General features: G+C 59.5%; 8 protein-coding genes and 1 pseudogene. 7 read left to right on the forward strand and 2 right to left on the reverse strand.

The window, feature by feature from the left end:
• The 7 genes and pseudogenes from ACYP5B_RS00605 to ACYP5B_RS00635 form a co-directional block, all read left to right on the forward strand.
• Positions 1-397 (forward strand): annotated as a pseudogene (locus ACYP5B_RS00605) (hypothetical protein); the annotation flags it as partial.
• 1,498 nt (positions 398-1,895) lie between these two features.
• On the forward strand, positions 1,896-2,612 hold the full coding sequence (locus ACYP5B_RS00610) for an AAA family ATPase (protein ID WP_459568155.1): 717 nt from the start codon (positions 1,896-1,898) through the stop codon (positions 2,610-2,612).
• Positions 2,612-3,682, forward strand: coding sequence for a ParB/RepB/Spo0J family partition protein (locus ACYP5B_RS00615; RefSeq protein ID WP_459568156.1), 1,071 nt, complete (start codon positions 2,612-2,614; stop codon positions 3,680-3,682). The genes ACYP5B_RS00610 and ACYP5B_RS00615 overlap by 1 nt, the downstream gene beginning before the upstream one ends.
• A 3,416-nt stretch (positions 3,683-7,098) precedes the next feature.
• Complete coding sequence (locus tag ACYP5B_RS00620) at positions 7,099-8,241, forward strand: ATP-binding protein (protein ID WP_459568157.1); 1,143 nt, start codon at positions 7,099-7,101, stop codon at positions 8,239-8,241.
• Between the two features lie 365 nt (positions 8,242-8,606).
• Complete coding sequence (locus ACYP5B_RS00625) at positions 8,607-9,032, forward strand: hypothetical protein (protein ID WP_459568158.1); 426 nt, start codon at positions 8,607-8,609, stop codon at positions 9,030-9,032.
• On the forward strand, positions 9,029-9,274 hold the full coding sequence (locus ACYP5B_RS00630; protein ID WP_459568159.1) for a hypothetical protein: 246 nt from the start codon (positions 9,029-9,031) through the stop codon (positions 9,272-9,274). The genes ACYP5B_RS00625 and ACYP5B_RS00630 overlap by 4 nt, the downstream gene beginning before the upstream one ends.
• Positions 9,275-10,049: 775 nt before the next feature.
• A complete protein-coding gene (locus ACYP5B_RS00635; RefSeq protein WP_459568208.1) occupies positions 10,050-10,715 on the forward strand; it encodes a GntR family transcriptional regulator in 666 nt (221 codons plus the stop codon).
• 31 nt (positions 10,716-10,746) lie between these two features.
• On the opposite strand, the gene ACYP5B_RS00640 is transcribed toward ACYP5B_RS00635, so the two are convergent.
• Together ACYP5B_RS00640 and ACYP5B_RS00645 are read right to left on the reverse strand one after the other, a co-directional pair.
• The gene (locus tag ACYP5B_RS00640; RefSeq protein WP_459568160.1) at positions 10,747-11,160 is read right to left on the reverse strand and encodes a porin; all 414 of its coding nucleotides are present in this window, start codon (positions 11,158-11,160) and stop codon (positions 10,747-10,749) included.
• Positions 11,161-11,349: 189 nt separating this feature from the next.
• Positions 11,350-11,958, reverse strand: a complete 609-nt coding sequence (locus tag ACYP5B_RS00645; RefSeq protein WP_459568161.1) for a flavin reductase family protein — start codon at positions 11,956-11,958, stop codon at positions 11,350-11,352.
• Positions 11,959-11,990: the final 32 nt, after the last annotated feature.

Consider the following 11,990-nt stretch of genomic DNA (forward strand, 5'->3'; position numbering starts at 1 on the left):
GGCCGACATCCGCAAGGAAGTGACTGCTGGCGGCTGGTATGCGTCGCTCGCGGTGGACGGCACGATCCGAGCCGAGACCACGAAGGATGCCGTCAATGACATCCTGACGTACAAGGCGGCCGCATGCGCGAAGGTGCGACAAGCCATCGCGAAGCGGACCTCCGACGAGGCAGAGCGAAAGCGGCTCTCCTCTTTCTTCTTCCTGCCCTTGGTCGAGAGTTCTCCCGACAGGAGCAGTCCACCCCCGGTCGCGAGTCACCTGGCTCGAATTGTGGTCCGCGTTGGCGCGGCAAGTCGCAGCATTGGCAGACAAACACACCTTGCGAGGCCCAATTGCTCGGGTTGGTGCGGCCACATTGATTACGCTCGTTCGAAGTGTGATACGGAGGTACCCTGAGGGGAAGCTTGTTCCATCGCAGTACCCTGAATGTGCGAACGTGAACGCTCTGCCCCAGGAGTGCGGACCTGGTTCTTGAGCCACGGGCCTGAGCCGTCCTATTTCGCCTTTGGCCTTTGGCGGCGCACCCTTGGCCTTGACGCGCCACAGCCGAGTCTGCGTTTGGCTCGCCTGCCGGTCGTTTACTTGAAGTCCAATGCTTACGCCGATCGGAATATGACCAAACGCTAGAGTTCAATATTAGATTTCAACCCGTCGGCAGTTTGTACTACTCACGCAGCAGTACCGGAGCACAACGCTTTCACGCGTGAAAGTGCGTCCATATTGTTCCGAGTAGACGTATTTTAAATGTATATAAAATATATAAAGTTGGCAACATCTTTCACGCGTAGTAGAAGACAAGCACCTTACCGTGGCACTCACTACCTCCCATGCGTATTCCAAATATTCTTGAATTCGAGAGACTAGAGCCTCGGTAGACATATCTGTTGTTGTGCGGACGTACTTTCACGCATGAAAGTCTTGCTGTGACGGCGGCTTCGTTGATCCCACGTGCAGGCGTTGTTGTCTACTTTTACCCCGTCAGCAAATCAGTTCATGGATCGTCAGAACCCGCAGCAACACATTTTCAAGCATGAAAGTCGATCGATGATTGGTCGCGAGCTCTGAACCGTTTCAGATCAAAAACTCTTAGGCACGCGTCGTCGAAGGCTTTCATGTTTGAAAGCCACACCCCCGGTCCTGCACAAATTTGTTATTTATTTGCATAAACCAATCAGAGCCCACATCTTTACTCTGTTGCAGACGCGTCTGACAATTTTCATGCCTGAAACTGGCCGAGCCTCAAGTTAGTAATCACTAAAGCTGCAGAACCAAAGCTTCTCTCAGTGGTGTTTCGAATCCGACTTTCGAGCGTGAAAGCGCGCTTTTGGATGCGGAGACTGGCCTTTCTTGTTCACTTTCACACATGAAAGTTGAGGCGTCTTGCCAAGGGGGCTGGGGGGTGGTTCGGGGGTTGCGTACCTGAGGTTGCACGAATCGCTTACCGTCCTTTCTGACATGCAATGCATCAGCGGTTAAATCGGATTGCGTGATAGGCGACGAAACCGACGACCCGGGCAGGAATGAGAGGGGACGGCCTCCTTTGCGCAGGCAAAGTGGGAGCTTTCATGTATGAAAGCCGGTCGTCAGCGCTGTGCGGCGGGAGTACGAAATTGCGTCACAAGCCTTCCTTGTGCTGGTCCTCAGGCTCCGCACTTTCATGCTTGAAAGATGACGCCTGAACTTCCTCGCGCTTTCATTTATGAAAGCGCGAGGAAGGTTCGGCGGCCGGGCGCTAAGGGGAACCATACGCAACCATCTTCCTGTTGTCGGCAGGCAACGCATCCTTCATAAATTTCTGGCTTTTATGCGTGAAAATGCCTATCACGGTTCGAGGCAAGTTAAAGTTCTACGTGCCTGATATTTTTTATTTAAGTTGGATTTCTTGGGGGAGTGTATGCCGGCAAAGATCGTGACCGTTTTCAACCAGAAGGGGGGCTGCGGCAAGACTATGGTGTCGATGCAGCTTGCCGCGAGTTTCGCTCTGCGCGGGCACCGGACGATGCTGGTCGACATGGACAAGCAAGGAACCAGTACGATTTGGGCGGGGCAGGCATCTCAGGATAAGCCGTTTCCAGCGACGGTCATTAGCCTTGCACCACTGCGCGAAAAGCTGATCGGCGAGATTGCGAAGCACGCGGAGAATCACGAAATCATCCTGATCGACTGCCCTCCAGCCATCGAATCCTCGATCCCGTGGGCTGCGCTGAACATCTCCGATCTCGCGTTGATTCCAGTGATTCCACTTATGGACAACGTATGGGCGAGCCGAGAAGCCAAGGAACTAGCTAGGCGTGCCCTCGAAGAAAATCCGGATCTGCAAACCTTCTGCGTGCCGTCAATGGCCAGGCGTGGGAATGTCTTCAAGGCTTGCACTGAAATCTTGCAGGAGGATCAAGGCATTCCCCTACTCGACACCGGACTCCAGCAGAGAAATGCCTATGGAGAATCGCAGATGTTTGGTCTGTCAGTGCATGGACTGTCTGGATCTTCCGCTGCAGCCAAAGAAGTTGAGGAACTAGCGAAGGTTGTGTTGGGCAAATTGGGTATTGAGTCGACGCGCAAGCCAGTCAAAGGCAAGGGAAGCATGAACAAGCAACGGGAGGTCGCATAATGGGGAAGAGCAAGCTCGAAATGATGCGTGAACAGGCTAACAAGGCTGTCGCAGCGGCGCCGCCGCCAGACCGTTTCGCGCGTGCCCAGGCTCTTGTTGAACGCCAACCGAACGGATTTGCTGAAAAGCAACCTGAGATGGCCGTTGTCATCCCCCCCAATTCGGCCGAGGTATTGACGCCAAACTTTAAGCATGATGGGGCCGGGGAAGTCGCAGCGAAAACAGTCGCAACTGTGACCAGAGCGGTGGAAGAGCGGGGTGGTCCGTACTATGAAGAAGCGGACCTTGGTCTGATTGATGACAACCCGTTCAATGCCCGTAGACTCTATCGCCCTGAACGGGTCCACGAGTTGGCTGAGAGCATTCGGGCCGACGGTCAGCTGGTCCCAGGGATTGCAACGATTCGGGACGGCCGCCGCGTCCTCGCCGGTGGGCACTATCGTTTCAAGGCGCTTAAGGTTGCTGGCATTCAGAGTATGCGCTTGCTGGTACACCCTAACTTGAGTGATCAGCAACTCTATCAACTCTCTTACAAGGAGAATGCAGAGCGGGAGGCCCAATCTCCCCTGGATAATGCATTGGCTTGGAGATCGTTGATTGACCAAGGCGTCTACCCAAACGAGTCGGCGATTGCTGAGGTAACGGGGATGTCACTGCCGAATATCAATAAGACCCTGGCCATCATGAAACTCTCGGAGCCTGTGCTCGAGATAGTGCGGGAGAAGCCGGAGGCGTTTGCCCTTTCCACGCTGTATCAACTCACTCTTCTGGAGAAGGTCGCGGGCAGCACCGTAACCGGTGCAATGGCGACTAGAATTGCTGACGAACAGGCCTTTTGCCGGGACGTAGAAGAGGCCCGCGCACGTTATGAGTCCAAGCCAGCCCGTAAGCAGAAGGAGACGTCCCGCCAGCATCGTCTCATCGATTCCGACGGCAAGCCGCTTGGGGTGTTGAAAGATTGGGATTCCGGGAAAGTGTCATTCGAAATCACGCTGCTCGATCCGGCTCAACGGCGTGCACTTGTCGACGAATTGAAGGAGCGATTCGCACCAGCCCGGCACCCCAAGTGAGTTTCAACCCGGCCCACCGCTGCAAAGATGCGGGCGCGAAGATGGCTGAAACGTATCTGTCATTGGCCATCTTCGTACTTTCATGCATGAAAGTGCTTTATTGGTATCTTTTATTGGCTGGGAGGGGTGAGTCGGTACAAACAATGCGAGGCGTTTTGCCCCGGAGCCGACGGTCCGACGCAAGCGAATTTCCCATGCTCCAAATGAGCTGATGCAACATTCGGCGGACTCTCCAGCGAGTTGCTTTGCGTTACCTCGGCCGGTGGCGGGGTACGGGATATCTAGTCGGGGTAAGCATTCCCCGGTCGCCGGATTGCACGAGTGTTCACGCAGCCCCCTCGTATCAAGGTCACAGTGAATACGCCATGCGAGTCGATCCACGCATCCAGGAATGCCTTGCAGCACAATTGACAACCGTCGCGAGCGTGGTCGCGCCCGATCTTCGCACTGATTGCCATGCCGGACAGTCCGGAGCCGCCGCCGGCGTTGGCCAACTTGGCGCGCCTACGAGGCGTACTTTGGCAACTGGTCAATCCAGGGCACTGGTCGGAGGCGAGCCTAGCTAGCCTCCAGGCTCAGATCTCGTCTGCTATCACCAAATCTCCTTCGAGCGGACGGGCAGGTCGCTCTCAACTCCATGCAATGCCATCGGCACGAAACGGCGCCAAGTGATTGATTTTCAACATGAATCGTCATTTATAAATCCGAGCCATGCGAAGTTGTGTACCTAAATCAAATGCCGATAATTGCACACAATGCCGAAGTCCCTTGTCTATTTCGCGATGGCTCCCGGCTCCCGGTCTGACGGTAACGCAGCGCAGAGCGCTCTGGAGCGCCTGCGCGAAAGGTTGCGCCGCGCAGGCTGATCGTTGCCTCGCGTCAACGTCGATTGTGCGACCAGTGAGTAACTCGGCCGTTGGGCTTCCAATGCCGATGCTGGGCTCACTGCTCAAGGTGTCGTGCCATACGTTAGCGCATGCGATAGCCCTTCTTGCCGCCGACAGCCCGCACAGCAGCCTCGAATTTCCAAGATGATTCGGACTCGTTTCGCCTTACCACCCGGCACAGATGGTTTAGGTGAACCGATTTGGGGAAGGACCTCTCCCATTAGCCCACGATTCAGGGCTCAGTCAATAGTGCCGGGACCACGTCAAAGACTGCGTCACGGTAAGCTCGCGAGGCGATTCATTCGGGGCGACCCAGGTCTGCCAAGACGGCACTCCGTTGCACGACGATCTACGCGGGGAGTGGCCAAAAGCAGGCGGTGAAATCTGGCCAAGAAGTGAGAGCATTAGGTACTGACACCAGCGAAAACCTCCATGTGCATCTCGACCCAGCCATGCACAGAGGGCAGTGAACGCGGCCCTCCAAGTTGATCAGGCCCGGCACAGATGGTTTAGGTGAACCGATTTGGGGAAGGACCTCTCCCTTTAGCCCACGATTCAGGGCTCAGTCAATAGTGCCGGGGCCACGTCAACGACCGCGTCACGGTAAGCTCGCGAGGCGATTCATTCGGGGCGACCCAGGTCTGCCAAGACGGCACGCCGTTGCACGACGATCTACGCGGGGAGCGGCCAAAAGCAGGGGGGAAATCTGGCCAAGAAGTGAGCGCATTAGGTACTGACACCAGCGAAAAACCCCCATGCGCATCTCGACCCAGGCATGCATAGAGGGCAGTGAACGCGGCCCTCCAAGGTGATCACGGTCGGAGTGATATGCCTGATAGGCGAAGAGGGATTTGTGGCTTGAACAGCTTGTAGCCGACGCATTCTCCCACCTAGGGCCACCGGGGCAAGAACGGGAAGGACCGCTACGTGATGCTGTCGCCGTCGGCTGCTCGATATCCTGCGACTGTACTGGTACGAGGCTCACCCCAGGGCGCGGCTGTTTCCCGGTGAGATGCCGGGGCTCCCGTCAGCCGGTCCGCAGTAGCACTGGCATGCCGATCTCCACCGTCCACACCACTTGCGCGGCCGCCTGCGCGTTCATGAACCCGGTCCATAGCGCCACTACCAACTGCTCGATCTGCAGTCCGATTGCGCGCCCGTGAGATCACCCAAGCGTACAAATGGGTGTAGGTGAACGGATTTGGGGCGGCAACCCAGAGTGCTGAGCGGGGCCACCGAGGAAGAAGCCCAGAGGGACTTCCACGCCCCGATAATGGCTCGCCACAGCTGCCGGTGCAAACCGTCAGCAGCTAGCCACGGTAGGGCGGTGACCCTGCGCGGTACGACGATCGGCGTGATGGCAGGAGCCGGATCGCATGAACTGCTTCGCAATTGCGCGCGGCGGACTTGGCTACCGCTGCGCCGGTTGTGGGTGAGCCTGCCGCAGCGTCAACGGTAGGGGATCCGATGCGCTACCCGGGTCCTATATCCGGACAAGCCAATCATCAAGGGGCGCCGGTGCAGGCCAACGCCGCGGCCTGGTTCTCGCGTGCGCATTCATGAACCCGGTCAATAGCGCCACCACCGACTGCTCGATCTGCAGTCCGATTGCGCACCCGTGAGGACACCCACGCGCACAGAGGGGTTTAGGTGAACGGATTTGGGGCGGCCGCCCATAGTGCTGAGCGGGGCCACCGAGGAGGAAGCCGAGAGGGATTTCCGCGCAGCGGGCCCCGATAGTGGCTCGCCACGGCTGTTGGTGCAACCCGTCAGCAGCTAGCCACGGTAGGGCGGTGACCTGCCCGGTACGACGTTTGGCCCGATGGCAGGAGCCGAATCGCATGAGCTGCGTCGCAATTTCGAGCGGCCGACTTGGCTACCGCTGCGCCGATTGTGGGCGAGCCTGCCGCACCGTCAACGGTAGCGGATCCGATGCGCTACCGGGGTGCTATCACCAAGGTGGCGCCGGTGCAGGCCGACGTTGTTTCCTGGCTACTCGCGGCGATGCATTGGGGCGACTGCCGGCACGCGTACGCTCCGTGGCGTAAGCCGTTGCATCCACCGACAGGGGTCGTACGCAGGCTGAGCGGCATTGACGTTGCAGAGCAAAGCGACCATCCGCGCGACATCTTGACGAAGGTGGCAGAGAGGCGTGGCGCGGGTCGAACAGCAAAGCCGCCGATTTCGTCGCAGCAATGAGGGCCCGCAAGCGGACCGTCGTACTGCTGCCAGAATTGCTGTACCGAACGTCCGCGCAGGAGATGTGTCGACCAATTCAGTGGTCGGTCGCATGTCACGGCTACGGCGGGGCACCCCACGGAGGAGGACAAAGCGCAGTACTTTTGACCGGTCACTCTAACGTGAAAAGCGTCTATGCCGGCGCTGTGGAAATCAATGGCTACCTCAAGATTACCTGAGCCTCCCCCTCCAGCTGCTGGAGGGTTATCTTTGTACCTGATCGCTCCCTTTACGGGAGGGAGGGCGCCTTGTATCATGGTTTCTCACGATTTTTGAGAACTCTCATAATCCATGAGAAAAGACGATACAACAGTGGCGGACCCTTGGCACTTTGCGCGCCCAGAGCTGGCCAACGCGTATCTACATGCGTTCGATTTGAAGCTCTCCGCAGCCCGTGGCCTGTTCGCGCGCCGGCGGATGGGCAAGACTGAGTTCCTCCGTCGAGACCTCATGCCGGCGGCCGTGGAGCGCGGCTATCTGACGGCGTACACGAACCTCTGGGACAACCGGAATTCGCCGGAGACCGCGCTCGTCGCAGCGCTCACCGAAGCCCTTGAGCCCAAAGGGGCCGCAGTGCTACTGTCGAAGCTTCGTGCACCAGTCAAGAAGGTAAAAGCCACTGCAAAGATTCCAGGGGGCGTAGAGGGATCATTGGAGGCTGAGCTGGGTAAGGCGGGAATGGATCGGACCGCGGCCCTGCACGAGGTACTCAAGCAACTCGACCGCAAAAAGAAGCCGCTGCTGCTGATCATCGACGAAGCGCAGGTCCTGGCGGGCGCGGGCCACAGTGATTTTGCCCATGCACTCCGCGCGGCACTCGATATTCGCAAGGACCGCATCAAGGTCATCTTCGCTGGCAGTTCGGAAACGACCTTGCGCGGAATGTTTGCCCGGGCATCGGAGCCATTCTTCAATTGGGCACCCCTCGAGCCGTTCCCCTTGCTTGGCGACGAATTTGTCGCCTTCACGGTCAAGCTGCTGAACAGCATGGCCCGCCAGAAACTGACCCTGGAGCAGGGCAAGCGCGCGTTCGATCAGCTACATCGAACCCCCGAGTTCTTCAAGCGGTTCATCGAGCGGTACATGATCTATCAACCGCAAGGCGATGTCGCAGCGCTCGCCTACACAAAAGCATCGGTATTTTCCGACGAACATTCCCTCACACAGTGGAGCCAGCGCAAGCCGGCTGACCAGGCGGTGCTGTACCTTCTGGCTCGCGGCGAGTCGGACTTGCACTCCAGCGCCGGTCTGGAGAAACTCAGTGTGATGCTCGGCAAGCCCGCTACCCGAAACACGGCAGGCCATGCCCTGCGGCGCCTGCAGGCCGACAATATCGTGACGCGCCTGGCCGTTGGCGAATACCGCATCGAGGACGAAGCCTTCGCCGAATGGATTCGCAGGCGTCCGGCACCATTGTCGGACGCCCAGCCATAGATAGCTTCAGCCCCAGCGAAGTAAGCATGCGCAATGTAGATCTGGCCGGCTTGCCGGAACCTCAGCGGATACTCTGAGGCGTGGTGAATCGTAGAGGAGAGCGTGCAAAAGTTGGGCGCTAGACAAGGTCATTTCGTTCAGCGGCACCCGGGGTCGGATTCGCACTCTTGGAAAACAACCCGACGCTGACATCGAGCGTGACGTCGCGAAGCTGCCCCAGTCTCCTGCACCTTAGCCAGCAGCGACCGCCCCTCCGCGAGGGTCGGGCCCAGTAGCGCAAGACTACAGTCACGGCGCTCAATCACGGCCAGACCTCCGTCACCTCGGCTGCAGCGCGACTCGATCAGTTCCTCAGTCGAAACGGTGTGGCAACCGATGAACGCATGACCGTGATCAGCGATGACGCCGGTGAATTTGAGAAGACCGTCCAGGGCAGTCTGCTGGCTCGCGGCAGGATTCTCGATTGGTTCCACGTCGCCATGAAGTTCAACGCGGCGCAGCGTTCCGTGTTTGGCAACAAGATGATCGGCTCACTGGAACGAGAGTCGATAGAGACCGAAATCACTCACGCCAAGTGGCTGGTCTGGCATGACAAGGGCCGCAAAGCGTTGGAGCGCATCAAGGCGTTGGACGCTAGACTGCTGATGAGGACAGGGTATGAATTCAGCACGCTGTGGTGGAACCTGGATAAAGTCTCCTGGTACCTGAGGAACAACGCGCATACGTTAACTACGGCGCTCGACATCGAAAGGGCCTGCCGATCAGCAGTAGCGTCGCGGAGTCCGCGGTGAACCAGGTCGTCAGCCATCGCTTGGCCAAGAAGCGACAGATGCGCTGGACGGACGAAGGGGCGCACTGCATGGTGCAGACCAGGGTCGCGGTTTTGAACAGGGAATTCTCACTCAACCGCATCTCGGCGCTCGAGATCGCCGCCTCGCGTCACAGCAAATGCATTAGGCCCGCATCGCCAAGCCGGCACCGGCCAACGAACAGAACTAACCCTGACATCCTCGCCGCAAGCCAGGGCGCCTGACGAAATCGGCCTCCCGAACTTTTGCACGCTCTCGTCTACGGCTGGCCACCTCCGCCACCCGCAAGCCCCCCAGGTACAGCACGGTCAGCAGTCAGCGGCAGCGCGCCGCGTGCAGCCGCTCGCGCTCGGTCGCACTTTCGATCGTGCCCGGCATGCGTAGAGCGAAGTAATTTTGTCAATCCGGAATCCCGCCAGAATCCACACTGGATAAGGAGGCCCGGGCGGCGAAGTGACAATATTGTTTCCACTCGCGCCGCAGCACCGACAATGGGTCTGGCCCGGGAGCCACCCCTCCACTTGCTTCGAAACCAGCTCGGCCTGAACCTTGGTCAACAGCGACCGCCCCTCCGCGAGGGGCAGGCCCAGGTCCGCAAGACTACAGTCTCGGCGCTCAATCACGGCCAGAATTCCGTCAATGTCATGGCCAGTGTCGCTGCCCTCGTCGGCCAACCTGGCTTCGATGATCAACCGCATGGTTTGCTCCCACCGTTGCGATACCGATCAGCGTAGTCCACACGGAGCCGGCGCGGCGCCCAGATGCTCGAGCGGTCCTCCCTTGGGGGCCTCCCCAACTTTTGCACTCTCCTTCACGCCGGCTGGCAGCGTCGCGGTAGCGCCTTCATCGTGCGGGAGTACGGCCGCAATCCGGGCATGTATTATTCCGCTCGATGCTGTGCGGGCGCCACGGGCAGCCTGCATTACTTCTCGCCGAGGTCGATTGGGGGTATTATTGCATGCAATATTGCATATTACCTTCAACACCAAAGCAAAAACCGTGGCAACCGCAGAACTACAAGGCATCGACATTCCCGCCCAGATCGCGCAGGAAATTCGCAAGTTGATCAATCGCGGACAGTTGCCGCCAGGCCTGCAGTTGCGGCAATCGGATCTCGCCGACCGCTTCGGCATCAGCCGCGTGCCCGTGCGTGAAGCGCTGAAGCTTCTGGCGGCCGAGAGCATCATCGAGCACGATCCCAACCGCGGTTTTTTCGTCGCGCCGCTGTCGACCGACGAGGCCCGCCAGCTTTATCGGATGCGGCACCTGCTGGAAGCGGAGTTGCTGTCTACCGTCGAGTGGCCGACGCCAGCCCAACTCAAGCAGCTCAAGGGGGCGCTGGTCGAACTGGACGACCTGCTCGCGGCCGGCAAGCGAGCCGAGTGGATCGAGCACCATCGTGCGTTCCATGACGCCGTGTTCGAGTTGTCGCCGAACAAGGTTCTCAAGCGCGAGGCGCTGCGCCTAATGCGATTGACCGACCGCTACCGCGCGCTGGCTGCCGACATCACGCTGCGCGAGCACCATCTGAAGGCGAACGTGGAGCAGAAGCTCGTGAAAGCACTGAGTACAAAAAACCGGGAAATGCTGCTGGAAGCCTTTGAGGAGGGCCGGCAGATGGTGGCAGAAGGTCTCATGCAGATCCTGGCGGCGCGTGGCGTGTGAGGCAGGGCGCCAGAGCGCCTCGCTTTCGACGTCAGAAGCGATGCATCATAGGCACGCCATTGGTGACGATCCGTGCGTAAGGCGAACTGGAAATCGCCCTGGCGATCTGTGCCGGCCCCTTCAGTCCGAGCAGGTCCGCGCCGAAGCTGCCGGTGCGGAAGCTCAACATGCCACCAGCGATGCCGGTCGCGGGATCGATGGCGCCGATCAGGAAATAGTCGAACGCGAAGTCGTTCTGCTGCCCCAATTGCATGCCGCCGAGCCCGACCTTGTGCAGGCCGACCCATGCCGAGTTCTCGAACAAAGCCCCGCGTGACTGGGGATCGAGCGCTCCCATACTGAGCGAGATCATCGAATCCAGGCTGAACGATGCCTGCAGGCCGCCGCCAAGGTCTTCCGTGCCGCGGAAGTAGAACTTCGATGGATAAATGGCGAAATCCTGCACGCGGACCTGGGAATCTCCGCCGTTGTCCCGATAAAGCGCGCTCCCTCATCGAGCAGGCCGCCGATGGTGATGGCCCTGCGCGTGCATTTGCGTGGTGGCGGCAATCAATGCGATGCCGAATGACAAGCGGCGAAGTGCCGGTGTCCCCGTAGCCCTTTGATAGACCATATGTCGTCGTCGCTGTTGGATTTATTGTTGTTGCTTCCGCGCGGCAGGGAGGCCCGCGGAGGATATGGGCGGACAGGGGCTGCCGGCCGGCTCGGGATCCCATGACGGAATCCACAGCAGTTCCTGGACCGCGGCAGCTTCGGTCGACGAGAATTCGCCGTAGCTGCCATGCGCATACAGCAGCGGCCGGCTGCGGTCGGCGCGCGGCCTTGCGGCTTCGATGGCGCCGAACAGGATGCCGTGGGTGCCGACGTCCACGGCGCTGGCCACGCGGCAATCGAAGCTGACCAGTGCGTCCCGCAGCACCGGCGCGCCGGTCATCGCCTGCCCCCACACACCGTCCGCGAACTTCTGCTCCGCCGGGATCGGGCTCGCGAAGCGGTCCGCCAGGTGCCGGCTCTCCAGCGCCAGCACGTTCACGGCGAAAATGCCCGACGCCTGGATGGCCCGGAACGACGCGCTGTTGCGGTTGACGCAGGCGAGCAGCGTGGGCGGATCGGCCGATACTGAGCAGACGGCCGTGGCCGTAAGCCCCGCCCGCGAACCGTCCGGTGAAAGCGTGGTGATCAGGCAGACATGTCCCGCGAGGCGGCGCATGGCCGCCTTGAACTGCAATGCGTCGATGCTCATGACGATTCCTCCGGCGTGCGGGTGGGGCAGGG

It is taken from the genome of Cupriavidus sp. 8B (genome assembly GCF_054589115.1).

Bases quoted from the DNA above. Each gene is read 5' to 3' on its own strand.
- ACYP5B_RS00645 (WP_459568161.1), bottom strand. From the start codon at position 11,958: ATGAGCATCGACGCATTGCAGTTCAAGGCGGCCATGCGCCGCCTCGCG.
- ACYP5B_RS00615 (WP_459568156.1), top strand. From the start codon at position 2,612: ATGGGGAAGAGCAAGCTCGAAATGATGCGTGAACAGGCTAACAAGGCT.
- ACYP5B_RS00620 (WP_459568157.1), top strand. From the start codon at position 7,099: ATGAGAAAAGACGATACAACAGTGGCGGACCCTTGGCACTTTGCGCGC.
- ACYP5B_RS00610 (WP_459568155.1), top strand. From the start codon at position 1,896: ATGCCGGCAAAGATCGTGACCGTTTTCAACCAGAAGGGGGGCTGCGGC.